Raw genomic sequence first — 25515 nt, forward strand, 5'->3', positions numbered from 1 at the left:
GAGCCAGCTCGCGACGAAACGATATTGCGCAACTCAATCTCTCAGAGTAACAGAATTACCAACACGATTAAATTTGGAGGAGTCCTAAATGGCACGTACAGCACTCGTAACCGGCGGCACCCGCGGCATCGGCGCAGCAATTTCCAAAGCGCTCAAGGCCGAAGGATACAATGTAGCCGCCTCGTATGCGGGGAATGACGAAGCCGCGGCCAAGTTCACCGAGGAAACCGGCATTGCGACCTACAAATGGAACGTGGCCGACTATGACGAGTCCAAGGCGGGCATCGAAAAGGTCGAAGCCGAGCTCGGCCCGATCGACATCGTTGTCGCCAATGCCGGCATCACCCGCGACGCGCCGTTCCACAAGATGACACCGGAACAGTGGCACCAGGTGATCGACACCAACCTGACCGGGGTGTTCAACACCGTACACCCCGTCTGGCCCGGGATGCGCGAGCGCAAGTTCGGTCGGGTGATCGTGATCAGTTCGATCAACGGGCAAAAGGGCCAGTTCGCCCAGGTGAACTATGCCGCCACCAAAGCCGGTGATCTGGGCATCGTCAAATCCCTGGCGCAGGAAGGCGCGCGCGCCGGCATCACCGCAAACGCCATCTGCCCCGGATACATCGCGACAGAGATGGTCATGGCCGTTCCGGAAAAGGTGCGTGAAGCCATCATCGGCCAGATCCCCGCAGGCCGTTTGGGCGAACCCGAGGAAATTGCCCGCTGCGTCGCGTTCCTCGCCTCGGAAGAGTCGCAGTTCATCAACGGGTCGACGATTTCGGCCAACGGCGCGCAGTTTTTCGTCTGATCGCGGCTCAAATGAAAACGGGCCGACCCAACGGGTCGGCCCTTCTTTGATCCCGTAAGAACGCGCGCGCAGCGTTCAGCGGGAACCCAGAACCCACTTCCAGAAACTCCGGATCGCCTTGCCGCGCTCTTGATGAGCGCGCAGAATTGCCTCTTGTGCGGCAGGATTGGTCGTCATCTCGATCATGGCTTTTCCCTTCTGCTAAAGGTGAACTTGACTTGCATTCAACATGCCTGTTGTTTTCAATAGGTACAAACGAGAGTTTTTCCGCCTTCAGTTTAGAAAATCTTATGTGACGATGAGCGACCGACTTCCCCCACTCACCGCCCTCAGGGCCTTTGACGCCGCCGCCCGCCATATGTCCTTTGCCAAGGCCGCAGACGAGTTGAACGTGACACCAGCCGCGCTGTCGTTTCAGATCAAGTCTCTGGAAGAGCATCTGGGCCAGCCGCTGTTCCGCCGATTGAACCGCGCGGTCGAGCTGACCGAGGCCGGACGAACCCTGGCCCCAGGTACGGAAAAAGGGTTTGCTGCGCTGCAGGCGGCTTGGTCGGCCACCCGCCGCCTGCAGGACAACACAACACTGACAGTGACCGCTGGGCCGGCCCTGACAGCCAAATGGCTGGCCCCCCGCCTTTACGAGTTCGCCCGCGCCCATCCCGAGATCGACCTGAGATTCTCAGCCACGCTGCGCAATCTCGATTTCGAGCGCGACGACGTGGATGTCGCGATCCGGTTCGGGTACGGGCAGGATGACGGGCTGTATTCAGTTCCCGTGCGGCAAGAGTGGCTGACGCCTGTCATGACGCCCGAGCTTGCGGCCCGGTTTCCGACGCCGCAGGATCTGACCAAAGCACCGCTGATCCACGATGACTCGATCAACTTCCTGAATCCGCCCTGTGACTGGCCCGCCTGGTTTCGCGTGGTCGGGGTGGACTTCACGCCGACTCATGGCGCGCATTTCTCGAACGCGGATCACGCCATTGATGCCGCGGTGGCGGGTGTCGGCGTCGCGTTGGGACGGCGCCCGATGATCATCAAGGATGTGATCGAAGGCCGACTGGTCATGCCCTTCAAAACCGCCATCGAAACCAAGGCCCGCTTCCGGTTCCTGTGCCGTTCGGGAGAAGAGACGCGCCCTCAGATTGCCGCCTTCCGGGATTGGTTCCTTGCAGAGATCGAAAAAACCGCGCACATATCCGACGGTCTTGAAATCATACCCGTCGAGGAAATCCCACCCGCATGACAAAGAACCGCGCCACCGCCATCGGCTTTGTCGCCGTCCTTTTGTGGGCACTGCTGGCGCTGTTCACGGTTGGCTCGGCGCCGACCCCGCCGCTTTTGCTGAACGCCATCTGCTTCACGATCGGCGGAACCCTTGGCTTGATCTGGACATGGCATAGCGGTGGGCTTGGCCAACTGAAACAGGTTAGTTGGAAGGTATTCACCTTCGGCACGGTTGGCTTGTTCGGATACCACGCCCTGTATTTTTCGGCCCTGCGCATGGCACCTGCGGCCGAGGCCGGATTGATCGCCTACCTCTGGCCCTTGCTGATCGTGCTTTTCTCAGGGTTGCTTCCCGGTGAAACGCTACGACTGGGGCATCTGCTCGGGGCATGTCTGGGCTTCTCCGGGGCCGCGCTGATCATCACCGGTGGCGGAACCGCGGGGTTTCAGGCCGAACATCTGCCGGGCTATGCGCTCGCGCTTCTGTGTGCCCTTACGTGGTCGGGGTATTCCGTATTGTCGCGCAGGTTGGGTCAAACGCCGACCAGCTCGGTAGCAGTGTTCTGCGTGCTGACCGCCATCGCCTCGTGGATCCTGCATTTCAGCCTTGAGCAGACAGTCTGGCCGCCCGACGCACTGGCCTGGATGTCGACCGTTGCCCTGGGGTTGGGGCCCGTTGGGCTGGCGTTCTATGTCTGGGATATCGGGGTCAAGCACGGTGACATCCAGATGTTGGGCACCAGCTCGTACGCGGCACCCCTGCTGTCAACGCTGGTGCTTGTGGTCGCCGGGATCGCCACGCCGTCCTGGACGCTGGCGATCGCGGCATTGCTTGTTACCGGCGGCGCTGCAATCGCGGCACGCGCCAGCCTGCGACGTTAAGCCGACAGGCGTTCAATCTCTTCCTTCAGCTTCAGCTTCTTCTTTTTGAGTTGAGCAATGTGGAGATCGTCGATACCGGGCGAGCGCTGGGCTTGTTCCACTTCGAGACTGAGGGTTTCGTGCTTCTTCTTCAGTTCCGTCAGATGTGCGCTTACGCTCATGGCGATCCTCCTTCTCTGTTTCTGAATATCACATGGGAAGTTGATCACATCATTTCCAGCCTGTCACGCCGCAGACGCTCGGATTCTTGTTCAAATCCGACAATTTCGGCTGGTCATTGCCTATCGGGCGTCCGGCCAGGGCATTGGTCGGCCCTCGCGCAGGATGCCGGATACCGTGTCGGTATAGCTGTCGCCGTCCCTTTCATGGCGGTCACCGCTGTGGAGAATCAGCGGCGCATGCAACCGAAAATCCGCGCGTCCGCCCTTGCGCGCCCGCAGAATCAGCAACTCGGCCCCGCGCCCCATACGCGGCGCGATGGGCAAAACTTCTACCGAGCCCAACCGACCCGCGCAGGCCGACAGCATGTCGGGCAAGCGTTCCGCGCGTTGGATCATGTGCAGGTACCCGCGCGGTGCCAGCCTGCGCGCCGCCGCGTCAAACCAGTCGGACAGCGGCGTCTGCTCGCTCAGCGCCGTTCGCCGACCAGCATCGACGGCCGCGCTATGTGCACCGGGCCGATAATAGGGGGGGTTTGCGATCACGTGGTCGAAGTGCTGCTGACGCAGATCAGTCGGCATATTGGACAGGTCGGCCACGTGAACGGACAAATCGATCTCGTTGCATTGCGCGTTTCTTGCGGCCAGATCGGCATAGTCGGCCTGAAGCTCGACCCCCGTCGGCCGCAGACCGGGCACGCGGGTCACGAGACAAAGAACCGCAGCGCCCGCCCCGCAGCCCAGCTCCAGCACCGACTGCCCGGCTTTGGCCGGAACCGCGGCAGCAAGCAGCACCGGATCGACACCGGCGCGATAACCGTCTCGCGGCTGCCACAGCTTTAGGCGGCCACCCAGAAAGTCGTTGCAAGTCAGCGCGCTGTCTGGAAACCCGGTCATCTTCCCAGCGGAATGTCATTGTCACGCATCACCCGCTCTGCCCGCTCGAGGTCATCGGTCCGAACCATGAGGCGGCGCGGAAAGATTCCGATGCCTCCCTCGAGGACGCTCATATTTACGTCCATCTCAAAGCAGTCTATATCCTCGCCCTCAAGAAGAGCGGATGCAAAGGCGATGATGGTCGGATCGGTGCTGCGCAGAAGTTCTTTCATGGGGATGGATGTAAGGGCAAGGCAGGACGAAAGTCGAGCCTTGTATCAGGAGTGTGATGACGATCAGCACGATCTCGAAACCGCATGAGCGACTGGCCGAGATTTTGGCCGGGGAAATGGAGGCGGTAAACACTCTGATCCGCACCCGCATGGCCTCGGAACACGCGCCCCGCATCCCCGAAGTCACCGCGCATCTGGTCGAAGCCGGCGGCAAACGCCTGCGCCCGATGCTGACCCTGGCCGCCGCGCGGCTGTTCGGCTATGGCGGCGATCATCACATCCGTTTGGCCGCCACGGTCGAATTCATCCACACCGCCACGCTGTTGCACGACGATGTGGTCGACGAAAGCGCCCAGCGGCGCGGCCGACCCACTGCCAACCTGCTGTGGGACAACAAGTCCAGCGTGCTGGTCGGCGACTATCTGTTTTCGCGCAGCTTCCAGTTGATGGTGGAAACCGGGTCTCTGCGGGTTCTGGACATCTTGGCCAATGCCTCGGCCACCATCGCCGAAGGCGAGGTGCTGCAGATGACCGCAGCCACCGACCTGCGCACGGATGAGGCCGTCTACCTGCAGGTGGTGCGCGGCAAGACCGCCGCGCTGTTCTCCGCGGCAACTGAGGTGGGCGGTGTGATCGCCGGTGCGTCCGAGGAACAGGTCCGGGCACTGTTCAGCTATGGCGACGCCTTGGGCATCGCCTTCCAGATCGCCGACGACCTGCTGGACTATCAGGGCGACAGCAAGGCCACCGGCAAGAACGTGGGCGACGACTTCCGCGAGCGCAAACTGACCCTCCCGGTGATCAAGGCCGTGGCCCAGGCCACACCCGACGAGCGTGCGTTCTGGGAGCGCACGATCGAGAAGGGCCGGCAACAGGATGGAGACCTGGACCTGGCCCTGAACCTCATGCGCAAATACGGCACCCTGGAGGAGACCCGGACAGACGCTCTGGCATGGGCAGCAAAGGCCAAAACCGCTCTGACCGCGCTGCCCGATCACGAGTTGCGCGACCTGCTCGGTGATCTGGCCGATTACGTCGTATCCCGCCTCAACTGAGGACGCTTGCGCGACACCACCAGTCCGGCTGGGAAACACCAATCTCGTAGGCCGCAAAATGTGCGGCCTTCATGGACGGGTACAGCGCAAAGCAGGTCGAACCCGACCCCGACATGCGCACCAGCAGAACGTCCCGCGTTTCACCCAGCGCCTGCAACACGTCTGAAATCTGGGGCGCCAAGCCTATTGCCGCTTCCTGCAAATCATTCCGTTGCCCGGCCAGCCAATCAGCACACGCCTCGGGCGTTTCGAATGCCGGGATCTCATCCGGCATCCCCGGATTGTCGCGCGAATCCAGCGCATTGAACACCGGCCCCGTCGGAACCGGCACACCCGGATTGACCAGCAGCGCGGGCAAAGCGGGCAATGCAACCGGGGCGACACGGTCACCAATGCCCTGCATTCGTGCTGCTCTGCCCAGTACACAAACAGGAACATCCGCGCCCAGGGCCAAAGCCGTTTCCAGCGGAACTTCCGCGTCTTCCCCTGCGATGGCCCGCAAAGTCGCAGCCGCATCCGATGAGCCGCCGCCGATTCCCCCGCCATGCGGCAGAACCTTGTCCAACTGGATTTGCCCGATCCATCCCATCGCCCGAGCGGCCCGCCAGACGAGGTTGCGGTCGTCGGTCGGCACCCCGGCGGAATGGGGGCCGGTCACGGTCAGGCGATTCTCGGGCCCGGGTGACAGGATCAACGTGTCTCCCACATCGGCAAAGGCGACCAGCGAATCCAGCAGATGGTATCCGTCGGCCCGCCGTCCGGTCACATGCAGGGAAAGGTTGATCTTCGCGGGCGCAAAGGCCTCAGTCGCCATTGGCGACCTTCAGGGGGGCCGCGCCTTCCTCGGCCAGCACCGCGTCCAGCCCGACCTCGAGTTTGCGTCGGATCCGATCGGGGTCGGCCTCGCCATCGGTGTCTGCGGGATCGATGAAGGACAACGCGCGCCGCCATTGGAAATCGGCCTCACGGGTGCGCCCGACGGCCCAGTAGACGTCGCCCAAGTGGTCGTTGACCACCGGGTCCACGGCCATCAGTTCAACGGCGCGCTCCATATGCTCGACCGCCTCGTCGTACCTGCCCAAGCGAAACAGGACCCAGCCCAAGCTGTCGACGATATAGCCGCTGTCAGGCTGGATCGCGACGGCGCGCTCGATCATGTCCAGCGCCTCTTCCAGTTTTTCCTGCCGCTCGACCAGCGAGTAACCGAGATAGTTCAAAACCTGCGGCTGATCCGGATTCAACTCCAGGGCACGCCTGAAATCCGCCTCGGCCTTGTCCCAGGCCTTGAGCCGTTCGTGGCAGATGCCGCGAGCGTAGTGCAGGAACCAGTTGCCACCCGAACCGGTTTCGGTCAGTTCGATGGCTCGGTCATACGAGGTGACAGCTGCGGCGTAGTTTTCCTGACGCCGCTGCAGGTCGGCCAAGGCGACATGGACACTGGGCAGATTGGGCTGCCGGGCCGCCAGATTTTCCAGCACTTCGATCGCCGCATCCGGTTTCCCCGACTGAGCCAGAATTTCGGCACGCCCCAGCTCGGCTGCGTGGAAATCGCTGCTATCCGTGGGAACCTTTCGATAGGCTTCGGCGGCCAGGTCGTACTGGCTCAACTGCTCAAGCAGTTCCGCGCTCAGCAGGATCGCATCGATGTGATCGGGCCGGAGGTAAGTCGCGATCCGCGCGTATAGCAGCACATAGTCATGTGCAGCCTCGGTGTTCAACGCCGCCCCGACCGAGAAAAAGACCTCGGCCACGCCATCGGTGGCCGACCCAACATGGGTGAATGGCAAAGTGCCACCGGCGCTGAGCGTGTCCACGTAGGACTCGATCGACGGATCGCTGCCCGCCGCAAACACGTTTTCCAGGAATTGCAGGGCTTCATCGTTGCGGTTGAGCTGCGACAAGACTTCGACCCGCGCCAGCGCTGCACGTCGCGAGAATCGCGCAACGATTCTGTCGTCGGCCGCAAAGATCGCCTCGGCCCCCTCGAAATCGCCAACCGACGCCAGCGCCAACGCCTTGTGATACAGCGCGAATTCCCGCAGACCGTCCTGTTGGGCGACCTCATCGAACTGCGCCATCGCCTTGGTCATTTCGCCCTTGCCCAGATGCGCCCAGGCCGTCATCAGCCCATCGACCAGCGGGCCAACGCCCTGGTTTTCCGGATCACGGGCCAGCAATTCGTCGAACTTTCCGTCAGATACCAGTTTGGCGGAAACAACCATACGTGCGGCCTGGTTGGGCTGCTCGTTCGCCTCCATGTCCTCGGCGATCCGCAATGCACGTTCCACATCGCCAAGCGCCACGCGCGCCAGCAGCACGCTTTCCTTGAGCTTGGTGTTGCCCGGGTCGAAGATCAGGGCCTTGGAGTAGTACTCCTCGGCCGCCTTGTAGTCGCTTTCATAGATGGCCTGGCGTCCAGCCAGATAGGATCCCGCGCCGGAATCCGCGTGAACCGGAACAACAGCCGCTGTCGCAAGAAACACGGCCAGCGCCGTGCGACGAACCAGTGAAACCACCTAATACCTGCCTTGTCTGCCTATGATTGCAGAACAAGCTAGGGCCTTGGCCCGCCAGAGGCAATGGCCGAGCGTTCACGGCCCCGCCATTGCCCGGGTTTTTGCCTACATGTTGGGGTAGTTCGGTCCGTCTCCACCCTGCGGCGTGGTCCAAGTGATGTTCTGGCTGGGATCCTTGATGTCACAGGTCTTGCAGTGGACGCAGTTCTGGAAGTTGATCACGAATCGCGGCTCGACCTCGTTCTTCACCACTTCGTACACGCCCGCCGGGCAATACCGCTGCGCCGGTTCATCAAACTTGGGCAGGTTGACCTTCACCGGAATCTCGGGGTCGCTCAGCTTCAGGTGACAGGGCTGGCTTTCTTCGTGATTGGTGAACGAAAACGCCACGTTGGTCAGACGATCGAAAGACAGCGTGCCATCGGGCTTCGGATAGTCGATGGGGGTGTGCTTGCTGGCATCCTCGGTCGCCTCGGCGTCGTTCTTGCCATGGCCCAGCGTCCCCAGCAGCGAGAAGCCCAGCGTGTTGGTCCACATGTCCATACCGCCCAGCACCAGCGAAGCGGTCAGGCCGTATTTCGACCACAGCGGCTTGACGTTGCGAACCTTCTTGAGGTCGCGGCCAATCGCACCGTTGCGCACCTCGTCTTCATAGGCCGACAGCTCGTCGCCCGACCGGTCGGCCTTGATCGCCTCAAACGCGGCCTCGGCCGCTGCCTTGCCCGACAGCATCGCGTTGTGGTTGCCCTTGATGCGCGGCACGTTGACCATGCCCGCCGAGCAGCCCAGCAGCGCAACACCCGGTGCCACCAGCTTGGGCATCGACTGGTACCCGCCCTCGGTGATCGCGCGGGCGCCATAGGCCACGCGCTTGCCGCCTTTCAGCAGGTCGGCCACCACCGGGTGGTGCTTGAACCGCTGGAATTCCATGTAGGGGAACAGGTGCGGGTTCTTGTAGTTCAGGTGCACCACGAAGCCGACATAGACCTGGTTGTTTTCCAGGTGATAGATGAACGACCCGCCCCCGGCATTGCCGCCCAGCGGCCAGCCCATCGTGTGGGTGACGCTGCCCTCCTTGTGCTTGGCGGGATCGATCTCCCAGATTTCCTTCATGCCGATGCCGTATTTCTGCGGCTCTTTCCCGGCGGACAGGTCGTATTTCGCGATCACTTCCTTGGACAGCGACCCGCGCACCCCTTCCGACAGGAAGACGTATTTGCCGTGCAGTTCCATCCCCGGCTCGGTGTTGGGGCCATAGGATCCGTCGGGTTCCAGTCCGAACACGCCAGCCACGACGCCCTTGACCTCGCCATTGTCGCCATAGACCAGTTCCGAACAGGCCATGCCGGGGAAGATTTCCACGCCCAGCTCCTCGGCCTGTTCGGCCATCCAGCGGCAGACATTGCCCATCGAGACGATGTAGTTGCCGTGGTTGTTCATCAGCGGCGGCATCGGCCAGTTGGGGATGCGCAGCTTGCCCGCCTCGCCCAGCATATAGAAGTTGTCTTCGCGCACGGGCACATTCAGCGGCGCGCCCTTTTCCTTCCAGTCAGGGATCAGCGCATCCAGACCGCACGGGTCCAACACCGCGCCCGACAGGATATGCGCGCCCACTTCCGAGCCCTTTTCCAGCACGACCACGTTCAGGTCGGCGTCCAGCTGTTTCAGACGAATGGCCGCCGACAGGCCCGCCGGGCCTGCGCCCACGATCACCACGTCGTATTCCATCGCTTCGCGTTCAATTTCGGCCATCGTGGGCTCCTCCGCTAACTATCCGAATTGGCGCCTGGGGCGCGGGCTCGGCGAAATTTTGTTTCCCGGCTGATTACCTGCTGGAAAAGACCTTGGTCAATCAAAACACGGCGTAACATTGCTGCAATGCGGCAGATCAGCCCTCGGGCGCGTCACCCATTAGGTATCTGGGACCGCTACCATGCGCTTTGGCCCGGTCGTCGGGGTTGTAGAGCGCGCATTTCGGAAGGCTCAGACAGCCACAGCCGATGCAGCCGTCCAGATTGTCGCGCAGACGCAGCAGAGTATCGATTCGCTGGTCCAGATGCGCGCGCAGGCCGACGCTGATCTTTTTCCAATCCGCCGGCGTGGGCGTGCGATTGTCGGGCAGCCCGGCCAGAACCTCGCGGATTTCGGGCAGGGTCAGACCGAACTGCTGGGCAATCATCACGAAGCTCAGCCGACGGATGTCGGCGCGCTGATACCGCCGCTGACCGCCCGGATTGCGCCAGGGGGAAATCAACCCCTGCGCCTCGTAATAGCGGATGGCGGATACCGCCAACCCCGTGCGGCGCGCCAGCGCGCCGATGGAAAGGCCTTCGGATGCGGGCATGATCTCCTCCTGAAAAAATCTCTTGAGCTAAAGTTAAGTTTAGGAATTACGGTGAGTCGAAACAAGCCTGAACATGAGAAGGAGACCCCATGATGGCGACGCTGGAACACACGAACTTCACCGTCCGCAACCCGCAGGCGACCGCAGCCTGGATGCAGGACGTATTCGGATGGAAAACCCGCTGGGAAGGCCCCGCCATCGCGGGCGGCTATACCGTGCACGTGGGCAGCGCACATACCTATCTGGCGCTTTATGCCCCGGCCGACCCGAAACCGTCGGGCGAAAGCAGCTATGACATCGTCGGCGGGCTGAACCATGTGGGCGTGCTGGTCGAGGACATCGACGCGACCGAGGCCAAGGTCCGCGCCGCGGGCTTCGAGCCGCACAACCACGCCGATTATGAACCCGGCCGCCGGTTCTATTTCGACGATGACAACGGTATCGAATTCGAGGTCGTTCAATATGATTGAGATGCTCTGGTTCGGCGCCGAGGCGCATCGCTGGAAACGCGGTGATCTGCTGGGGCATCGGCACAATCGGAAACCCCCACCGCCCCGACGGCGTTAAGTTGCGGATTGCAGGGGCCAAGCCCCTTGGCCTCTTGCATTTCACGCCATATTTGGGTCAGGTAATTGCCAACCCATCTTTCGCCCCGACGCTGGTCTCATGCGGCGGGGCGACTCAATTTGTGCGTGGAAAAAAGAAGATATGGAAAAGATCCCCATGACGCCCGCGGGCTTTGCCGCGCTCGAGGCAGAGCTCAAGCAACTCAAGTCCGTTGAACGCCCCGCCATCATCGAGGCCATCGCCTCGGCGCGCGAACTGGGCGACCTGAAGGAAAACGCCGAATACCATTCGGCCCGCGAAAAGCAGGGCTTCATCGAAGGCCGCATCAAGGAACTGGAAGGCGTTCTGTCGCTGGCCGAAGTGATCGACCCGACCAAACTGTCGGGCGCGATCAAGTTCGGCGCCAAGGTCACCTTGGTGGACGAGGACACCGACGAGGAAAAGACCTGGCAGATCGTGGGCGAGCATGAGGCCAATATCGAAAAGGGCCTGCTGAACATCAAATCGCCCATCGCCCGCGCCCTGATCGGCAAGGAAGAAGGCGACAGCGTCGAGGTGCGCACCCCCGGCGGCGTGCGCTCGTACGAAGTGCTGAGCATCCACTACGCCTGATCGGAGCGCGTCATGTCGGGCCAAGACCCTGATCCGGACAGCAAACGCCCCACCTGGCTGGGCATCTATGACCGTCCGGGCCGACCCAGCGTCACCGGGATCGAGATTGCGGCCGCGGCCCTCAGCCTGATCTGGCTGGTGGTGTCCGTAGCCTTTCTTGTGCTGCCCGAGCAGACGCAGGCCGGCAGTTTCATCGTGATGCTGCTGGCGGTGTTCATGCCGGTGGCGATGATCTGGGTCGCGGCGCTGGCCATGCGCGCCAGCCGCATCATGCGCGAAGAAAGCGCCCGGCTGCAGACCGCGATCGACGCGATCCGGCAGGCCTATGTATCGCAGCAACAGCGGTCGGCCAGCACCTACGAACCCGCAGTGGCCCGGAAACTGGATGAAATCGCCGCGGCCGCCCGGCACACCCAAAGCACGCTGGCCACGTTCTCCAGCAAGCGGCGGGATCTTGCGCCTCTAGCAAGACCTGCGGCACCCTCGGGCCAGACCTCGTTGGAACTGGGCACCCCGGCCGAAGAGATAACGACTCCTCTGCCCAGCGAGATTTTCATCCGCGCGCTGAACTTTCCCGAAACCGCCGAGGATACCGAAGGCTTCAACGCCCTGCGCCGCGCGATGAAGGACCGCAAGACCGCGCAACTAGTGCAAGCCGCCGAGGATGTGCTGACCCTGCTCAGCCAGGAGGGCATCTACATGGATGACCTGCGCCCCGACATGGCCCGCCCCGAGGTCTGGCGGCAGTTCGCCAAGGGCGAACGCGGGCGTGCGGTCGCCGCTTTGGGCGGCATCCGCGACCGGTCGTGCCTGGCGCTGACCTCGGCACGGATGAAACAGGACCCGATCTTTCGCGATGCGGTGCATCACTTCCTGCGCCGGTTCGACACCATGATCGTCGAGTTCGAGCCTGTGGCCAGCGACGCCGACCTGACCGCCTTGGGCGACACGCGCACGGCGCGCGCCTTCATGCTGCTGGGCCGGGTGGCCGGAACCTTCGACTAGCCACCGTTGGGCAGGACCCACCGCATTTTCGTGGCCGAGCTGAATCCGAACAGGTGTTTGAACGGGCCGGTATGGTCCTGCCCGATCGCCTGAAACCCTTCGCGCTCGTACAGGATCCGCGCGCGCGGGTTGGTGTCGATCACGTCCAGTTGCACCTCGTGCATGCCCAGCCGCTGCGCCTCGTCCTTGATCGCCCGCAGCAGCAGGGTGCCGACACCCTGCCCGCGCGCCTCGGTCGCCACGCATATGCCATCCATCTGGAACACGCCCGGCTTCAGGTCTCGTTCCAGAACGCTCAGGAACAGGCCCCGCCACAGGGCGCCGAACCAGCCATAGACCCGGGCCAGATCCGCCAGCCCGCCCTGCGTAAGCCCGCCGTCGCGGGTCTTGTACCCGGCGAGCCCCAGCATCCGCCCATCCGCATCCCGCGCCACAAGCGCGAAATCGGGGTTCAGCGCCCGTTCGAAAAAGGCCAGCCCGCGCGCATCCGGCCCCATGACACGCGACAGCTTGCCCGAGAATGCCTGCCAGAACAGCGCGGCCGCCCGTGCGCGCTCATCGGGGTCAAACCCGCGAGAGACCGAAACCGTCACAGGCCGAAACTCCCATAGGGTATGAACCGAACCGGGTCTCCGGGCTGGATGTCCAGCGGGCCGTCCGGCAGTTCGACCAACCCTTCGGCCCAGCTGACCCCGCTGATGCGACCCGACCCTTCCGAGTGAAACACCTCGACCCGGCCGTCGCGGACCCGGGCGCGCAGGTATTCGCGGCGGCCCGGTTTCTTGCGCTTGGCGAACGCGGCGGGCAGGTCAAAGCCCTGCGGCTGCCGCCAGCCCTCGCCCGCCATCAGGCCCAGCGCGGGCCGGGCAAAGATCAGGGTGCAGACCATCGCCGCAACCGGGTTGCCCGGCAGGCCGAACACCGGCGTGCCCTGCCACAGGCCCAGCGCCAGCGGGCGGCCCGGCTTCAGCGCGATGCGCCATTCTTGCAAGGCCCCCGCCGCGCGCAGCAGGGCCGAGACATGATCCTCGTCCCCCGCCGAAGCGCCGCCGCTGGTCAGGATCGCGTCGGTCTGTTGCGCGGCTTGGTCCAGCCGGTCCCGCAGCGCGACCCGGTCGTCGCCCACGCGGCCCAGATCGACCGCCACAAAACCCATCCGTTGCAGCACCGCCAACAGCATCGGGCGATTCGCATCATAGATCTGGCCCGGCCCCGCGGCCTGACCCGGATCACGCAATTCATCGCCGGTAGACAGAACCCCCACGCGCAAGGGCGTGCGGACCGGGACCTCGGCCACGCCCACCGCCGACAGCAGCGCCAGATCGGCAGGCGTCAGGCGTCGCCCGCCAGACAGAGCCAAGGCCCCGGCCTGCACGTCTTCGCCCGCCTTGCGCGTGTTGGCGCCAGCCTTCAAAGGACCGTTGAAGGCGATGTGGCCGTCCTGCACGGTCACGTCCTCTTCCAGAATGACGGTATCCACCCCCTCGGGCAGCGGCGCGCCGGTCAGAACGCGCAGCGCCTGCCCCTCCGGCACGGCCCCCGCAAACGGCACGCCCGCCGCCGCGCGCCCCTCGGCCAGCGGCAGGACATGCGGGCCCTCGGGCCGGCCACCGGCAAAGCCGTACCCGTCCACCGCCGTGTTGGGCAGCGGCGGATTCGACCGTTGCGCGATCACGTCCCGCGCCAGAACGCGCCCGCAGGCTTGGCCAACGGGCAGGGTCTCGACACCGGCTACCGGGTGCAACCGGTCGCGCAACAGGGCCAGCGCGTCGGCGACCGGGGTCCATTCGACCCCCGGCGGCAGGGCGAAACAGTCGTTTTTCAGCGGTGGAGGCGCAATCTTCGGCATGGTCCGGTCCTCGGGCATGGTCAGGGGCTGGGCCGCGGCCCCAAGCCGACCTCGGCCAGGATGAAATCGGCAATGGCAGGCGTGTCGTTCAGATCGAAAACCGGACGGTCCAGATCCAGCGGCGTGTCGCTGGCCACCGCGCGGATCGTCGGATCGTCAGCGGCAATCAACGGATTTCCAGGCTGGGCGCGAAAAGCCTCGACCTTGGGGTGGCGCGCGCGCTTGTACCCCTCGACCAACACCAGATCGACCGGGGACAGACGCGCCAAAAGGTCATCCAACGGCGGCTCGGGCGCGCCGCGCAGCTCTTGCATCACGGCGATGCGGCGGCTGGATGCCAGCAGAACCTCGGACGCCCCGGCGGTTCGGTGGCGGTGGCTGTCGGTGCCCGGCTGGTCCACGTCAACCGCGTGGTGAGCGTGTTTGACGGTCGAGACCGTGAAGCCGCGCCCGGTGATCTCGGCCACCAGCCGCTCCATCAATCCGGTCTTGCCCGCATTCTTCCAGCCGGTGATGCCGTAAACCCTCATGCCCGCTCCAACAGGTGCTGCGCCCGGATCAGATCTTCGGGCGTGTTGACGTTGAAGAACGGATCGAACGGGTCGGCCGGAAACAGCGCCTCGCGCCCGTCATGGCGGTCGGTCCACAGGACCACCTTGCGCAACCCGTCCGTCAGAGCCGCGCGCAGATCGTCGCGCAGAGCGACTGGCCACAAGCCGAAGGTCGGGTGCCGGTTCACCCGGCGGCCACCGCCCGATTTCAGCGCCTCGTCACCGGTGCGCGGCGTGGTGGCCAGAACCAGCGGATGAGCCTGCCCCTGCGCCGCCCGCATCAGCCGATCGACCAGATCGCGCGGGAAGAACGGCGTGTCGGCGGCAGCGGTGACGATACAATCGGCGCCCTGCCCTGCCGCCCAATCCAACCCGGCCAGAACGCCCGCCAACGGCCCGGCGTAACCCGCGATGCTGTCGGGCAGGATCGGCAGGTCAAGATCGGCAAAGCGCGCCGGATCGCCATTGGCATTCAGCGCCAGCCCGGCCACCTGCGGCGCCAGCCGGTCGATCACATGCGCCAACAGGCTTTGCCCGCCCAGTTGCAGCAACCCCTTGTCGCCGCCGCCCATCCGCGTGGCCAGACCTCCGGCCAGTATGACGCCGAGGGGGCGTGATGCTTCAACTCCCATTGGCGCTTTTCCTTCGGTGCTTCCGGTCCTCGACCGGGACGGTGGCCGGGTCCACGTCGCGCAGCAGCCGGTCTTCGCCCGACAGGCAGACGAAACGTTGGCCGCGCATCCGGCCGATCAGGGTCAGGCCGACCTCGCGCGCGATTTCGACGCCCCACGCGGTAAAACCCGACCGCGAGGCCAGAACCGGGATGCCCATCATCGCCGTCTTGATCACCATTTCCGAGGTCAGCCGCCCGGTGGTGTACAGGATCTTGTCCCCGGCCGCCTCGCCTTCGGACAGCATCCAGCCGGCGATCTTGTCCACCGCGTTGTGGCGGCCCACGTCCTCCATATAGACCAGCGGGCGGTTTTCGCGGCACAGTACCGTGCCGTGGATCGCCCCGGCCTGCAGGTACAGCGACGGCGTACGGTTGATCTTGGCCGCCAGATCATACAGCCACGAGGTGCGCACCTGAATCTGCGGCAGGCGCACGCCCTCCAGCCCCTCCATCATGTCGCCGAACACCGTGCCCACCGCGCAGCCGCTGGTGCGGGTCTTTTTCTTCAGCTTGTCCTCATAGGACGTTTCACGGGCCGTGCGCACCACCACGGTTTCCAGATCGTCATCGTAATCGACACGCGTGATCTCGTCATCGGGGCGCAACATGCCCTGGTTGCGCAAAAAGCCCAGCGCCAGATATTCGGGGTAGTCGCCGATGGTCATCGCGGTCACGATCTCTTGCGAATTGAGGAAGATCGTCAGCGGGCGCTCCTCGACCACTGAGATGCGGCTGACCTCGCCGTTTTGGTCCACCCCTTCGACCGCGCGGGTCAACCGCGCCGCGCCGGGATCGGGGGCGATGATGTATTCCGACAGATCGACTTCGGTGGCCAATTGCAACCCTCTCTCTGACCCGCTACTGCTGCGCAGACCACCATAGGATCTAGCCATGGCAACCTCCACATCCAAGTCATACTATTGGCAGGGTTTTCGCGACGGGACCCCGTTCATCTTCGTGGCGGTGCCCTTCGGCACCCTGTTCGGCGTCTTCGCGACCGAGGCGGGCCTGAGCATTCTGCAGACCATGGTGTTCACCGCAGCCGTATTTGCCGGCGCCGCGCAGTTTGCATCGCTGCAGCTGCTGCAGGACGGCACACCCACGGCCATCATTCTGGTTTCGGCACTGGCCGTGAACCTGCGGATGGCCATGTATTCAGCGTCTTTGACGCCTTATCTGGGCGCGGCGCCCCTGTGGCAACGGGCCTTTGCCGCCTATCTTACGGTCGACCAATCCTATGCCTGCTCGATCGTCCAGTTCGAAAAGGAACCGGACATGTCGGTTCCGCAGCGCATGACCTATTTCATGGGGTCGGTTTCGCCGCTGGTGCCCATGTGGGTACTGGCAACCTTTATTGGCGCCTACCTGGGAACGCAGATCCCCGATAGCTGGGCACTGGATTTCGCGCTGCCGATCACCTTTCTGGCCATGATCGGCCCGATGATGCGCACTCCGGCCCATGTGGTCGCGGCTCTGGTCGCCATCGTCGTGTCGCTGCTATGCGTGGCAATCCCCTACAATCTTGGCCTGCTGATCGCGGGCTGCGCGGGCATGATGGCCGGTGCGCAGGCCGAAGTGATGCTGGAACGCAGAAAGGTAGCGTTATGACCACCCCCGATCAGACAACGGTCTGGACGATCATCGTCGGGCTGGCGATCGGCAGCTATGCCCTGCGCTTCGTGTTCATCGGCTTTGTCGGAGACCGTCCGTTGCCGCCATGGTTGCTGCGGCATCTACGCTATACGGCGGTGGCCATCCTGCCGGCCCTGATTGCCCCCCTGGTCATGTGGCCCACGGCCACCGAGTGCCAGCCGGACCTGCCGCGCATGGCCTCGGCCGTGGTTGCCCTGAGCGTCGGGTTGATCACCAAGAACGTGCTGGCCGCCATCTTTGCCGGGGCCGGCACGCTGTATGGTCTGCTGTACCTAGTTGGTTGAAGCCGCTTCCAGCTGGTTGAGCGCGGCGTTGTTGGCCGCCAGCCCCGCCTGCAGATCGGCGCTGTCGTTTTCACGATATTCGGTCGTGACGACCCCCGGAATCTGCCCGAACTGATCGGACAACTTGACCGGGTAGAAGGTGGTCTGGATCTGCTCGAACCCGGGAACCTGCTGCAGCAGCCGAGCCGTCGAGTTGGCGCAGTAGGCGCCCGGAACCGGTCCGGACTGTTTGGCCAGCTGATAGGCGATCTCGGCCTGCTGGGGGGTCACCTGGATGGTCTGGATGCGCGCATAATGCGTTTCGCGTGCGTGCGAGCTGCGATAGGCACGCTCGACCGCGGGGGTGATGCCATACAGCACGTCATCCTTGATCGGCACCACGTCGGCGCGGAACGACCCGGCGGGGTCGAAAATTACCCGCTCGCTGGCGCTGATCATCAGCGACGTATGCGCGCCAGACCCCGTACGCGTGTTGATCATCGTGTACAGGGTCAGCGTTGAGGGACCCGGGTCACGGTAGGATCGCGCAACGATCTCGGACTGGTCGGCCTGAGGGCGCTGCGACGTGGCACAGCCTGCGACGGTCACTGCCAGCAGGCAGGCAATCAAGATGCGAAACATGACCCGTCAGTCCGGCTTATGCCCCGAAGATCGCAAGAAACAGGGCAATGAAGCAGATCACCACGACGCTGTAGGTGGTGAACTTGATGAACCCGTTGAAGGTTTTAGTCTGGACGGTGATGTCCATCTCGCCGTGCTTGTGTTCAGCCATTTCGAAAGATTCCCAATTCGCGTGTTTGCCGGTTTGGATAAATCATATTTTCCGGCCTGTCACGACGTCAATCGCGCGCAGATGCCCGAGTTCAGTCGCCCGCAGCCTCATCGGTGGCAAAAACCGAGCAGCCGGGATACCCGAAGCCCCACCGCCACGGCAGGCCGGTGCAGGGGCCACCTCCGAATCGGACGGCCATGAACATCGCCTCGGCGGTGATCGACATGGCCGACGTCACCTGCTCGGGCGTCATGTCGTACTGCGTGGCATAGTCCTGCGCATGCACGGCTCCGAATTCCTTGACGCAGGCGCGCAGGGCGCGGTCAGCCTCCAGCCGGGCGTCGAAACTGGCGTCGGCGGACGTGGCGCCCCCGGCGGTGTGATACGCGCGATCATGAGTTACGCAGCAGGATTCCCACGGCGGGTGGCTTTCGTAAACCGCGCGAAATCTGGGAAAGGTCTCTGCCACCAGCCGCCAGCTGGACGACATGCCCCCCGAGCAGCCATCGGTTTCAAACGCGCTCAATGGTTGCCCAACCGATTGCGCGATCAAAGCCCGATGCGCGGGCATCTCGACGCCGCGCATCAGATCCTGCGCCGAAACCGACCCGGCAAGGCAGGCGAGCAAAAGACCGAAGCTAGGGGCTTTCATCGCGCATCGCCTCGGTATCGACCGACAGGCCGAAGGTCGTGGCCAGCCACAGCAGCAAGCGCTCGCCCGGTTCCATTTCGGCGCGGACACGCAGCACTTCACGCGCCATGGCGGGGCGGTCGGTGATCAGACCGTCGACACCCATCGAGGCCATCGACGACATCTGCAGCGGGTCATTCACCGTCCAGACATAGATATCTTTGCCTGCATCATGGACCGAGCGGATCAGCCCGGGCGTGACCATCCCGGCATTCACCGCGACGAAATCGCCCTCCAGCCCGGTCAGATCGCCCACCGCCGTGGCAGCCAGAACGCCGGCGCGCCAGTCCGGGCGCAACGCTTTCATCTTCTGCACCGCCGGGTATTTGAGCGACATCGTGGCGATGTCCTGCTCCATCCCGAATTCTTCGACGATGGCGGCCACGCGGTTTTCAAGGTCGACATCATGGCCATAGTATTTCAGTTCGATGATGACCTTGGATTTGCCCTTCGCTGCCTTCAGAACCTCACGCAGGGTCGGAGTGCGCTGATCGGCATATTCGGGGTCGAACCAGCTGCCGATATCGATCTGCGCCACATCCTCCTTCGTGGCATCCCAGACCTTCAGATTGACCCCGCCCAGCTTCATGAAGTCGCTGTCATGGGCCACGATCACCTCGCCGTCGGCGCTTTCTTGTACGTCGATCTCGACCCAGTCGGCCCCGTCTTCGATGGCCTTCAGCACTGCAGCCATCGTGTTTTCCGGCCGCAGCGCCGCCGCGCCCCGGTGGCCGATCACGTCGGCATGATCGGGTGCCGATATCTGGTCCAGGACGTCCTGGCTGAACCAGATACCGGCCAGCAGGGCCACGATTGCCGCGGCAACGGTCACCAGAACCGGGGCGCGCAGATTTCCGGCTTCGGGATGGGGAAGCTCTGCCGCGCGAGGTTCAAAAAACCCATCCAGCAGAACCGCCAGCGCGCCCAGCGCCACCGCCGCCAGCACCAATCCGGCCAGAGACCACAGCCCGGCCACCAGCAGGCTGAGCGTCAGGGCAAACCGCAGGTTCGTGCCTTGTTCGAGAGGTACAAGGTGGAACAACAGGCTGGCCACGGCGGCAATCAGCGCAGCAATCGCCAGACGTATGGCCAGCCACAGTGCCAGTTCGATCTTCAACCGGCCGCGTTTGCCCTCCATTCGGCGGGCGCTTTCGGCGAAGGCGTCCGAAGGCGCAATTCCCTCGAACAGCACCAGATGCAGGGCGAGCGCCCAGGCCGACAGGCGGCGGATCAGCACCCAGGCCAACGCCAGCACCACCAGCCCGATCAGCGCGACGGCCACCTGGAAGGCGGGCGGATGGAAGGTCAGGTAATAGTTGATGTCGTATTCGGTCAGCGTCCACCACGCGATCAGGCCCGCGACCGCCACAAAAGGCACCGCTAGAACAAGCACCCGCAGAATGAAGCGCACCGCGAAGGAAAACAGCGTCGGCAGGCGCGACAGGATCAATCGCAGCGCCGACCCGCCGGCCCGCCACGGGTCGCTCTCGCCCATCCTGAGCGATCCGGCCATGACCGAAAAGACGAACACCTCGGCCAACAGGAACAGGCCCAGAATGACCACCGCCGCCACGAAGCCAACCGGCGACAGGATGAACATGGCGATGTCCTGATCGGTCAGCGCAGTTTGATCGGACAGCATCACCGCCAGGTTCACGGTGAAGGCCACGCCGGGTGCGATCAGCGCGATGAGCAGCAGACGCACCGCCAGATAGATGGGAACAAAGGTCCGGCGTCGGACCCAGGCCCCGCGATAGGCATCTGTTACGGTTGAGAAATGTGACACGCCGGCCCCCTTTGAATGCTGAATTCATTCAAGGCCGCGCAGATGTGAATTGCAAGCGTGACGCTCAGCTTTCCTCAAGCTTGGCGGCCAGGCGAAAGCCGATCCGGTTGGCGGGCTTGTCCTCGACCGTTTTGGGCAGGGCGCGCAACATGACGTTCAGCTGGCTGACATGCTGCACCAGCTGGGTGCGTGCGCCCGAACCGTCCGAGCCGTAGAAGGTGATCACGTCGGGGTCAAAATATCCCATCCCCTCGATCCGCATCACCCCGGCGTCACCGCCGGTAAAGCCCATGGCGACCTCGTGATCGGCATCGAGGGTCTGCTCGAAGTTCTGGATGTACAGGATCAGCCGCTCATACGCCCATTGGGCGGGGCTTTTGCTGTCGACCGGCTGGCGCAGGGGTTCGGGCAGATCCTTGGTGCCCGACGTGCTGTCCGGGTCAGCATGAACCTCATAGCACCGGGGCAGAGCCGCCGCTTCGGCGGCCTCGGCCGAGGTTTCGATCTTGTCCTGCATCGTTTCAACCTTTGCGCTGATACACCCATGCGCCGTCCTCACGGCGCGCCCGGGTCACGGCTCCAGTGTGATAAAGATGGTTCAGATGCGCAACCGCCTCGACCAGCGCAAGACCGTATTCGCCGTCGCGGATCGGACGTTTGAACAGCGTCATGAAACAATCCGAAGCCGCCTTGGGCGCGTCCAGATCGTCCAGCAGGCGTGCAAGAGCGCCGTGATGGTTCTCGATCAGTTGCTTCATGCGGATCGGCAGGCCGATGAAGGGCAGTTTGTGCCCCGGCAGCACCACCTGATCCGGCCGTGCCAGCTGTTGCAGACGCTCGCAGGCCTCCAGCCAGTCGGACACCGGGTCAGCCATCGGCTCGGTGGCATAGACGCCCAGGTTCGGGCTGATCGAACTGAGGATCTGGTCGCCCGAGATCACCAAGTTGTCGTCGCGGCTCCAGAACGTTGCGTGTTCGGGGGCATGGCCATTGCCCATATGCACGTCCCAGTCTCGCCCGCCCATGCGGATCACGTCGCCCTGCTTGATGCGAACAAAGCCCAGAGGCATCGGATAGACCGTGTCGGCAAAATTGAAGGGCCGCTCGGACATGCGCTTGGCCAGGATCTCGGGGGCCATGCCGGCGCTGCGGTAGAATTCCAGCGTCTCTTCCGGCCAGCTCTCCTGCACGTCCAGCGTCAGCATTCGCGCAAACAGCCATGCGATACGGCTCGAAACCAGATCGGCGCCGTGCTCCGACTGGAACCACCCGGCATTTCCGACGTGGTCGGGGTGGTGATGCGTGACCACAACCCGGGTCACCGGCTTGCCCGCAAGCGGCCCGGCCATCAGGTCGGACCACAGGCCGCGCGTCTTTTTCGATGAAATCCCGGTGTCGATCACCGTCCAGCCATCGCCGTCATCCAGCGCGTAGACATTGACGTGGTCCAGCGCCATCGGCAGCGGCAGGCGCATCCAAAGCACGCCCTCGGCGATCTCGGTGGCTTGTCCGGGCGCGGGCGGCTCGGGCCAGGGATGGCGAAACGCCGGAGGCCGCGCGCCGTCCATCACGCGGCCAGTTCGTCGGCGCTGAGCGCGAACAGGTCTTTGGCCCCGATCTGCGCCTGATCCAGCAGGCCCGCGTATTCCGGCAGGCGCGCGGTGATGTAGTACCGCGCCAGCTTGGCGCGCGGACCATCCGGATCGGCCAAAGCGGCGATCAGGTGGTAATGCGCACCCAGCACGCGGGCAAAGGCGTTCAGATAGGCCACGGCCCCGGCAAAGCGATTGTTCATGTCCTCTTGCGCCACCAGCCACTCGGTCGCCTCGCGCAGGGATTCGGTCGCCTCCCATACCGGGCCGGCCAGCTCGGGCACGGTGGCGCGAGCGCGCTCGGCATGATCTTCGATCTCGTCCAGCAGGCGGGCGGCGGCTTCGCCCCCGTCCATCATCTTGCGGCCGACAAGGTCCATGGCCTGAATGCCGTTGGTCCCCTCGTAGATCGCGGTGACGCGAACATCGCGGTAATACTGCGCGGCGCCGGTTTCCTCGACATACCCCATGCCGCCATGCACCTGCAGGCCGGTCTCGGACACGCGCATGCCGGTCTGGGTGCCGAAAGCCTTGCAGATCGGGGTCAGCAGGGCCGCCCGCGCGGCCCAGTCCCCATTGCCGGTGGCCTTGGCCATGTCGATGGCGGCGGCATTGGCCAGCATGATCGCTCGGGCGGCGAACAGGTCGGCCCGCATGTCCATCAGCATCCGGCGCACATCGGCATGATCGATGATCGTGCCCGAAGGAGTCTTGCCCTGCTTGCGTTCCAGTGCATAGGACAGCGCGTGCTGATAGGCGCCCTCGGCCGCGCCTACGCCCTGCCCGCCGACGCCGAGGCGCGCGTTGTTCATCATGGTGAACATGGCGGCCATGCCCTTGTGTTCCTGGCCAACCAGCCAGCCCTTGGCGCCGTCATACTGCATCACGCAGGTGGGCGAGCCATGCAGGCCCATCTTGTGTTCCAGCGACACCACCTTCAGGTCATTGGCCACGCCCGGATTGCCATTCACGTCGGGGATGAACTTGGGCACCAGGAACAGGGAAATCCCCTTGGTGCCCGGCGCGCCATCGGGCAGCCGGGCCAGAACAAGGTGGCAGACATTCTCGCAGAAGTCATTGTCGCCCCACGAGATGTAGATCTTCTGCCCGGTCACCGAATAGGTGCCATCGCCGTTGGGTTCGGCCTTGGACGTCAGCGCGCCAACGTCAGACCCGGCTTGCGGTTCGGTCAGGTTCATCGTGCCCGACCATTCGCCCGACATCAGCTTGGGCAGGTACAGCGTCTTGAGCTCTTCGCTGGCGTGGTGTTCCAGCGCCTCGATCTGACCCTGGCTCATCAACGGGGCCAGCTGCAGCGACAGACAGGCGGCGCTCATCATCTCGTTGACGGCGGTGGTCACGGTCATGGGCAGGCCCATGCCGCCGTATTCGGGGTCACCGCTCATGCCGATCCAGCCACCCTCGGCGATCGCCTTCCAGCCATCGGCATAGCCGGGCGAGGTCCGCAATACCCCGTTTTCCAGCCGCGCCGGCTCAAGATCGCCGGGGCGCTGCAGGGGAGCCATTACCTCTTCGCACATCTTGCCGGCCTCGGACAGAATGGCGCTGACCACGTCCGGAGTGGCCTCGGCGAATTTCTCGGTCGCGGCGACGTCCTTGAACCCCACCACCTTGTCCATCAGGAACTCGTAATCAGTGACAGGAGCGCGATATGGCATGGTTTCCCCCCGGAAATCGTGTGTCGGTCGCAATGGCGGGCTTGGAATCCATGGCCCGCGCCGGTATTCATCTAAGCTTGTTCGATTACCTATCCGTCCCCCTGTTGCAAGCAACCAAAACGCCGCGTCACCACCCATGATCCCCAACAGCACGCAATATCTGGATGCTGATCCCGCCGGGATTGCAGCCGCGGCCGACCTGCTGCGTCAGGGACTGCTGGTCGCCTTCCCGACCGAGACCGTTTACGGGCTGGGCGGCGACGCCCGCAACGGCGAGGCAGTCGCCGCGATCTACGCCGCCAAGGGGCGACCCAGTTTCAACCCGCTTATCGCGCATGTCGCCTCGGTCGAGGCCGCCAAACGCTATGTCGAGTGGTCGGACAATGCCGAACAGCTGGCGGCTGCGTTCTGGCCCGGTCCGCTGACGCTGGTGCTGCCGCTGCGCGCAGGGCATGGCGTGTCCTCGCTGGTGACGGCCGGGTTGGAGACGCTGGCCGTGCGGGTGCCAGCCCACCCAACCGCGCGCGCATTGCTGAGCGCAGTTGACGGACCCGTCGCTGCCCCATCGGCAAACCCCTCCGGTCGGATCAGCCCGACCACTGCGGCGCATGTGCGCGCCGGTCTGGACGGTCGGATCGCTGCCGTACTGGATGACGGACCCTGTTCGGTCGGGTTGGAGTCCACCATCGTGGGCTTGGCCGGCACCCCCGCTTTGTTGCGGCCCGGCGGTGTCGCTCTGGAGCAGATCGAAACAGTTCTGGGCACGCGCCTGACCCGCCACAAGCCCGGAGATCTGCTGACCGCTCCCGGGCAGTTGCTGTCACATTATGCTCCGAACGCACCGGTGCGGCTGAACGCCACCGAGCGGCGCGGGGACGAGCTGCTGCTGGGATTTGGCAATGTCGACTGCGACCGCAACCTATCTGCCAGGGGTGACCTGATCGAGGCGGCGGCAAAACTGTTTGCGTATCTGCACGAACTGGACGGTACGGGGCGGCCAATTGCCGTCAGCCCAATCCCTTCCGAGGGCGTGGGGGCGGCCATCAACGACCGCCTGCGCCGGGCAGCGGCGCCACGCAATTCCTGATCAGGCCCGACCGGCGCTGGCCGACAGCGTCAGCGGATCGACACCCAGCGTGGCCAAGGCGGCCTCCCACTTTTCGTCGTCGGCAACGTCAAAGACCAGTTTCGATGTGGCATCGGTCGTCAACCAGCCATTGGCCGCGATCTCATCTTCCAGCTGTCCCGGCCCCCATCCCGAATAGCCCAGCATCAGCATCGAGTTCAGCGGCCCCTTGCCAGAGGCGATATCTTCGAGCACGTCCAGCGTCGCCGTCATGCTGAAATCACCGGCCACGTGCAGCGAATGCAGATTTGCGTCGTAGTCCGCGCTGTGCAGGACAAACCCCCGGGACAATTCGACGGGACCACCAAAATGCACAAGGCATTCTCCGACAACCGGGATGCGGCACGCGATGTTCAACTGTTCAAGCAGTGTCTTGATCCGCAAATCCGACGGTTTGTTCACGATCAGACCCATCGCGCCGTCATCGCCGTGGCTACACAGGTACACCACTGAATGATCAAAGCGCGGATCGCCCATGCCGGGCATCGCAATCAACAGTTTTCCAGTCAGATCCATCAAAAAAACTCGTGAGGCTTATTCCCTTACAATGACCTTGCGGAACCCGGATTGGCA

At 63.9% G+C, this 25515-nt stretch carries 30 protein-coding genes; 10 read left to right on the forward strand and 20 right to left on the reverse strand.

Annotated elements, in window-relative coordinates; translation table 11 throughout:
* Nucleotides 1-88 precede the first annotated feature (88 nt).
* From phbB to yddG, 3 genes are all read left to right on the forward strand, one after another.
* Nucleotides 89-811 (forward strand): acetoacetyl-CoA reductase, encoded by a 723-nt coding sequence (phbB, locus tag ACR0JC_RS15655; RefSeq protein WP_170342952.1) that lies wholly within the window; start codon nt 89-91, stop codon nt 809-811.
* A 298-nt stretch (nt 812-1109) separates the two neighbouring features.
* Entirely contained in the window at nt 1110-2057 is a 948-nt protein-coding gene (locus ACR0JC_RS15660; RefSeq protein ID WP_170342954.1) for a transcriptional regulator GcvA, read from the forward strand.
* A complete protein-coding gene (yddG, locus tag ACR0JC_RS15665) occupies nt 2054-2920 on the forward strand; it encodes an aromatic amino acid exporter YddG (RefSeq protein ID WP_170342956.1) in 867 nt (288 codons plus the stop codon). The genes ACR0JC_RS15660 and yddG overlap by 4 nt, the downstream gene beginning before the upstream one ends.
* Here the strand turns inward: yddG and ACR0JC_RS15670 are convergent.
* The 3 genes from ACR0JC_RS15670 to ACR0JC_RS15680 form a co-directional block, all read right to left on the reverse strand.
* Nucleotides 2917-3081, reverse strand: coding sequence for a YdcH family protein (locus ACR0JC_RS15670; protein WP_093963770.1), 165 nt, complete (start codon nt 3079-3081; stop codon nt 2917-2919). The two genes, yddG and ACR0JC_RS15670, sit on opposite strands and share 4 nt — an antisense overlap.
* Before the next feature lie 120 nt (nt 3082-3201).
* On the reverse strand, nt 3202-3975 hold the full coding sequence (locus ACR0JC_RS15675; RefSeq protein ID WP_170342957.1) for a tRNA1(Val) (adenine(37)-N6)-methyltransferase: 774 nt from the start codon (nt 3973-3975) through the stop codon (nt 3202-3204).
* Nucleotides 3972-4187, reverse strand: coding sequence for a putative signal transducing protein (locus ACR0JC_RS15680; RefSeq protein ID WP_093963516.1), 216 nt, complete (start codon nt 4185-4187; stop codon nt 3972-3974). Before ACR0JC_RS15680 ends, ACR0JC_RS15675 begins: the two co-directional genes overlap by 4 nt.
* Before the next feature lie 56 nt (nt 4188-4243).
* On the opposite strand from ACR0JC_RS15680, the gene ACR0JC_RS15685 reads away from it, so the two are divergent.
* On the forward strand, nt 4244-5242 hold the full coding sequence (locus ACR0JC_RS15685; protein ID WP_170342960.1) for a polyprenyl synthetase family protein: 999 nt from the start codon (nt 4244-4246) through the stop codon (nt 5240-5242).
* Here ACR0JC_RS15685 and ACR0JC_RS15690 read toward each other — a convergent pair.
* From ACR0JC_RS15690 to soxR, 4 genes are all read right to left on the reverse strand, one after another.
* Nucleotides 5235-6056 carry a 4-(cytidine 5'-diphospho)-2-C-methyl-D-erythritol kinase gene (locus tag ACR0JC_RS15690; RefSeq protein WP_170342962.1) on the reverse strand — a complete coding sequence of 274 codons (822 nt, stop codon included), beginning with the start codon at nt 6054-6056 and terminating at the stop codon, nt 5235-5237. The two genes, ACR0JC_RS15685 and ACR0JC_RS15690, sit on opposite strands and share 8 nt — an antisense overlap.
* On the reverse strand, nt 6046-7758 hold the full coding sequence (locus ACR0JC_RS15695; RefSeq protein ID WP_170342964.1) for a tetratricopeptide repeat protein: 1713 nt from the start codon (nt 7756-7758) through the stop codon (nt 6046-6048). The genes ACR0JC_RS15690 and ACR0JC_RS15695 overlap by 11 nt, the downstream gene beginning before the upstream one ends.
* Nucleotides 7759-7863: 105 nt before the next feature.
* On the reverse strand, nt 7864-9510 hold the full coding sequence (locus tag ACR0JC_RS15700) for an electron transfer flavoprotein-ubiquinone oxidoreductase (protein WP_170342967.1): 1647 nt from the start codon (nt 9508-9510) through the stop codon (nt 7864-7866).
* A gap of 136 nt (nt 9511-9646) precedes the next feature.
* Nucleotides 9647-10102 (reverse strand): redox-sensitive transcriptional activator SoxR, encoded by a 456-nt coding sequence (gene soxR / locus ACR0JC_RS15705; protein ID WP_170342262.1) that lies wholly within the window; start codon nt 10100-10102, stop codon nt 9647-9649.
* Between the two features lie 89 nt (nt 10103-10191).
* Here soxR and ACR0JC_RS15710 point away from each other — a divergent pair, with 89 nt between their 5' ends.
* From ACR0JC_RS15710 to ACR0JC_RS15720, 3 genes are all read left to right on the forward strand, one after another.
* A complete protein-coding gene (locus tag ACR0JC_RS15710) occupies nt 10192-10572 on the forward strand; it encodes a VOC family protein (RefSeq protein WP_005978983.1) in 381 nt (126 codons plus the stop codon).
* A 238-nt stretch (nt 10573-10810) separates the two neighbouring features.
* On the forward strand, nt 10811-11281 hold the full coding sequence (gene greA, locus ACR0JC_RS15715; protein ID WP_005978981.1) for a transcription elongation factor GreA: 471 nt from the start codon (nt 10811-10813) through the stop codon (nt 11279-11281).
* Nucleotides 11282-11293: 12 nt separating this feature from the next.
* Nucleotides 11294-12286 (forward strand): hypothetical protein, encoded by a 993-nt coding sequence (locus ACR0JC_RS15720; RefSeq protein WP_170342971.1) that lies wholly within the window; start codon nt 11294-11296, stop codon nt 12284-12286.
* On the opposite strand, the gene ACR0JC_RS15725 is transcribed toward ACR0JC_RS15720, so the two are convergent.
* From ACR0JC_RS15725 to ACR0JC_RS15745, 5 genes are read right to left on the reverse strand one after another with little or no spacing between them, the layout of a single operon-like run.
* On the reverse strand, nt 12283-12879 hold the full coding sequence (locus tag ACR0JC_RS15725; protein WP_367647312.1) for a GNAT family N-acetyltransferase: 597 nt from the start codon (nt 12877-12879) through the stop codon (nt 12283-12285). The two genes, ACR0JC_RS15720 and ACR0JC_RS15725, sit on opposite strands and share 4 nt — an antisense overlap.
* Complete coding sequence (locus tag ACR0JC_RS15730; RefSeq protein WP_170342974.1) at nt 12876-14135, reverse strand: molybdopterin-binding protein; 1260 nt, start codon at nt 14133-14135, stop codon at nt 12876-12878. Before ACR0JC_RS15730 ends, ACR0JC_RS15725 begins: the two co-directional genes overlap by 4 nt.
* A 20-nt stretch (nt 14136-14155) precedes the next feature.
* A complete protein-coding gene (gene mobB, locus ACR0JC_RS15735) occupies nt 14156-14665 on the reverse strand; it encodes a molybdopterin-guanine dinucleotide biosynthesis protein B (protein WP_170342976.1) in 510 nt (169 codons plus the stop codon).
* Nucleotides 14662-15318, reverse strand: a complete 657-nt coding sequence (gene mobA / locus ACR0JC_RS15740) for a molybdenum cofactor guanylyltransferase MobA (protein WP_170342978.1) — start codon at nt 15316-15318, stop codon at nt 14662-14664. The genes mobB and mobA overlap by 4 nt, the downstream gene beginning before the upstream one ends.
* Nucleotides 15308-16252 carry a formate dehydrogenase accessory sulfurtransferase FdhD gene (locus tag ACR0JC_RS15745; protein ID WP_217361087.1) on the reverse strand — a complete coding sequence of 315 codons (945 nt, stop codon included), beginning with the start codon at nt 16250-16252 and terminating at the stop codon, nt 15308-15310. The genes mobA and ACR0JC_RS15745 overlap by 11 nt, the downstream gene beginning before the upstream one ends.
* On the opposite strand from ACR0JC_RS15745, the gene ACR0JC_RS15750 reads away from it, so the two are divergent.
* Nucleotides 16251-16967, forward strand: a complete 717-nt coding sequence (locus ACR0JC_RS15750; protein ID WP_170342980.1) for an AzlC family ABC transporter permease — start codon at nt 16251-16253, stop codon at nt 16965-16967. The two genes, ACR0JC_RS15745 and ACR0JC_RS15750, sit on opposite strands and share 2 nt — an antisense overlap.
* Complete coding sequence (locus tag ACR0JC_RS15755; protein WP_170342981.1) at nt 16964-17296, forward strand: AzlD domain-containing protein; 333 nt, start codon at nt 16964-16966, stop codon at nt 17294-17296. Before ACR0JC_RS15750 ends, ACR0JC_RS15755 begins: the two co-directional genes overlap by 4 nt.
* Here ACR0JC_RS15755 and ACR0JC_RS15760 read toward each other — a convergent pair.
* The 7 genes from ACR0JC_RS15760 to ACR0JC_RS15790 form a co-directional block, all read right to left on the reverse strand.
* Entirely contained in the window at nt 17285-17917 is a 633-nt protein-coding gene (locus ACR0JC_RS15760) for a hypothetical protein (protein WP_093963529.1), read from the reverse strand. The genes ACR0JC_RS15755 and ACR0JC_RS15760 overlap by 12 nt on opposite strands.
* Before the next feature lie 16 nt (nt 17918-17933).
* Nucleotides 17934-18068: an aa3-type cytochrome c oxidase subunit IV gene (locus ACR0JC_RS15765; RefSeq protein WP_093963530.1), complete on the reverse strand. Its 135-nt coding sequence runs from the start codon at nt 18066-18068 to the stop codon at nt 17934-17936.
* Between the two features lie 91 nt (nt 18069-18159).
* On the reverse strand, nt 18160-18720 hold the full coding sequence (locus ACR0JC_RS15770; protein ID WP_170342984.1) for a hypothetical protein: 561 nt from the start codon (nt 18718-18720) through the stop codon (nt 18160-18162).
* The gene (locus tag ACR0JC_RS15775) at nt 18707-20545 is read right to left on the reverse strand and encodes a glycerophosphodiester phosphodiesterase family protein (protein WP_480763990.1); all 1839 of its coding nucleotides are present in this window, start codon (nt 20543-20545) and stop codon (nt 18707-18709) included. Before ACR0JC_RS15775 ends, ACR0JC_RS15770 begins: the two co-directional genes overlap by 14 nt.
* A 64-nt stretch (nt 20546-20609) precedes the next feature.
* The gene (locus tag ACR0JC_RS15780; protein WP_170342276.1) at nt 20610-21062 is read right to left on the reverse strand and encodes a DUF6173 family protein; all 453 of its coding nucleotides are present in this window, start codon (nt 21060-21062) and stop codon (nt 20610-20612) included.
* Nucleotides 21063-21066: 4 nt separating this feature from the next.
* A complete protein-coding gene (locus tag ACR0JC_RS15785) occupies nt 21067-22113 on the reverse strand; it encodes an MBL fold metallo-hydrolase (protein WP_170342988.1) in 1047 nt (348 codons plus the stop codon).
* Nucleotides 22113-23816, reverse strand: a complete 1704-nt coding sequence (locus tag ACR0JC_RS15790) for an acyl-CoA dehydrogenase (RefSeq protein ID WP_170342990.1) — start codon at nt 23814-23816, stop codon at nt 22113-22115. Before ACR0JC_RS15790 ends, ACR0JC_RS15785 begins: the two co-directional genes overlap by 1 nt.
* A gap of 136 nt (nt 23817-23952) precedes the next feature.
* Here ACR0JC_RS15790 and ACR0JC_RS15795 point away from each other — a divergent pair, with 136 nt between their 5' ends.
* A complete protein-coding gene (locus tag ACR0JC_RS15795; RefSeq protein WP_170342992.1) occupies nt 23953-24903 on the forward strand; it encodes an L-threonylcarbamoyladenylate synthase in 951 nt (316 codons plus the stop codon).
* Here the strand turns inward: ACR0JC_RS15795 and ACR0JC_RS15800 are convergent, their stop codons facing one another.
* Nucleotides 24904-25458, reverse strand: a complete 555-nt coding sequence (locus tag ACR0JC_RS15800) for a YqgE/AlgH family protein (protein WP_170342994.1) — start codon at nt 25456-25458, stop codon at nt 24904-24906.
* Nucleotides 25459-25515 lie beyond the last annotated feature (57 nt).

It is taken from the genome of Ruegeria sp. CH5, from assembly GCF_056537025.1.

Bases quoted from the DNA above. Each gene is read 5' to 3' on its own strand.
- phbB (WP_170342952.1), top strand. From the start codon at position 89: ATGGCACGTACAGCACTCGTAACCGGCGGCACCCGCGGCATCGGCGCA.
- ACR0JC_RS15660 (WP_170342954.1), top strand. From the start codon at position 1,110: ATGAGCGACCGACTTCCCCCACTCACCGCCCTCAGGGCCTTTGACGCC.
- yddG (WP_170342956.1), top strand. From the start codon at position 2,054: ATGACAAAGAACCGCGCCACCGCCATCGGCTTTGTCGCCGTCCTTTTG.
- ACR0JC_RS15670 (WP_093963770.1), bottom strand. From the start codon at position 3,081: ATGAGCGTAAGCGCACATCTGACGGAACTGAAGAAGAAGCACGAAACC.
- ACR0JC_RS15675 (WP_170342957.1), bottom strand. From the start codon at position 3,975: ATGACCGGGTTTCCAGACAGCGCGCTGACTTGCAACGACTTTCTGGGT.
- ACR0JC_RS15680 (WP_093963516.1), bottom strand. From the start codon at position 4,187: ATGAAAGAACTTCTGCGCAGCACCGATCCGACCATCATCGCCTTTGCA.
- ACR0JC_RS15685 (WP_170342960.1), top strand. From the start codon at position 4,244: ATGACGATCAGCACGATCTCGAAACCGCATGAGCGACTGGCCGAGATT.
- ACR0JC_RS15690 (WP_170342962.1), bottom strand. From the start codon at position 6,056: ATGGCGACTGAGGCCTTTGCGCCCGCGAAGATCAACCTTTCCCTGCAT.
- ACR0JC_RS15700 (WP_170342967.1), bottom strand. From the start codon at position 9,510: ATGGCCGAAATTGAACGCGAAGCGATGGAATACGACGTGGTGATCGTG.
- soxR (WP_170342262.1), bottom strand. From the start codon at position 10,102: ATGCCCGCATCCGAAGGCCTTTCCATCGGCGCGCTGGCGCGCCGCACG.
- ACR0JC_RS15710 (WP_005978983.1), top strand. From the start codon at position 10,192: ATGATGGCGACGCTGGAACACACGAACTTCACCGTCCGCAACCCGCAG.
- greA (WP_005978981.1), top strand. From the start codon at position 10,811: ATGGAAAAGATCCCCATGACGCCCGCGGGCTTTGCCGCGCTCGAGGCA.
- ACR0JC_RS15720 (WP_170342971.1), top strand. From the start codon at position 11,294: ATGTCGGGCCAAGACCCTGATCCGGACAGCAAACGCCCCACCTGGCTG.
- ACR0JC_RS15730 (WP_170342974.1), bottom strand. From the start codon at position 14,135: ATGCCGAAGATTGCGCCTCCACCGCTGAAAAACGACTGTTTCGCCCTG.
- mobB (WP_170342976.1), bottom strand. From the start codon at position 14,665: ATGAGGGTTTACGGCATCACCGGCTGGAAGAATGCGGGCAAGACCGGA.
- mobA (WP_170342978.1), bottom strand. From the start codon at position 15,318: ATGGGAGTTGAAGCATCACGCCCCCTCGGCGTCATACTGGCCGGAGGT.
- ACR0JC_RS15750 (WP_170342980.1), top strand. From the start codon at position 16,251: ATGGCAACCTCCACATCCAAGTCATACTATTGGCAGGGTTTTCGCGAC.
- ACR0JC_RS15745 (WP_217361087.1), bottom strand. From the start codon at position 16,252: ATGGCTAGATCCTATGGTGGTCTGCGCAGCAGTAGCGGGTCAGAGAGA.
- ACR0JC_RS15755 (WP_170342981.1), top strand. From the start codon at position 16,964: ATGACCACCCCCGATCAGACAACGGTCTGGACGATCATCGTCGGGCTG.
- ACR0JC_RS15760 (WP_093963529.1), bottom strand. From the start codon at position 17,917: ATGTTTCGCATCTTGATTGCCTGCCTGCTGGCAGTGACCGTCGCAGGC.
- ACR0JC_RS15765 (WP_093963530.1), bottom strand. From the start codon at position 18,068: ATGGCTGAACACAAGCACGGCGAGATGGACATCACCGTCCAGACTAAA.
- ACR0JC_RS15770 (WP_170342984.1), bottom strand. From the start codon at position 18,720: ATGAAAGCCCCTAGCTTCGGTCTTTTGCTCGCCTGCCTTGCCGGGTCG.
- ACR0JC_RS15780 (WP_170342276.1), bottom strand. From the start codon at position 21,062: ATGCAGGACAAGATCGAAACCTCGGCCGAGGCCGCCGAAGCGGCGGCT.
- ACR0JC_RS15785 (WP_170342988.1), bottom strand. From the start codon at position 22,113: ATGGACGGCGCGCGGCCTCCGGCGTTTCGCCATCCCTGGCCCGAGCCG.
- ACR0JC_RS15790 (WP_170342990.1), bottom strand. From the start codon at position 23,816: ATGCCATATCGCGCTCCTGTCACTGATTACGAGTTCCTGATGGACAAG.
- ACR0JC_RS15795 (WP_170342992.1), top strand. From the start codon at position 23,953: ATGATCCCCAACAGCACGCAATATCTGGATGCTGATCCCGCCGGGATT.
- ACR0JC_RS15800 (WP_170342994.1), bottom strand. From the start codon at position 25,458: ATGGATCTGACTGGAAAACTGTTGATTGCGATGCCCGGCATGGGCGAT.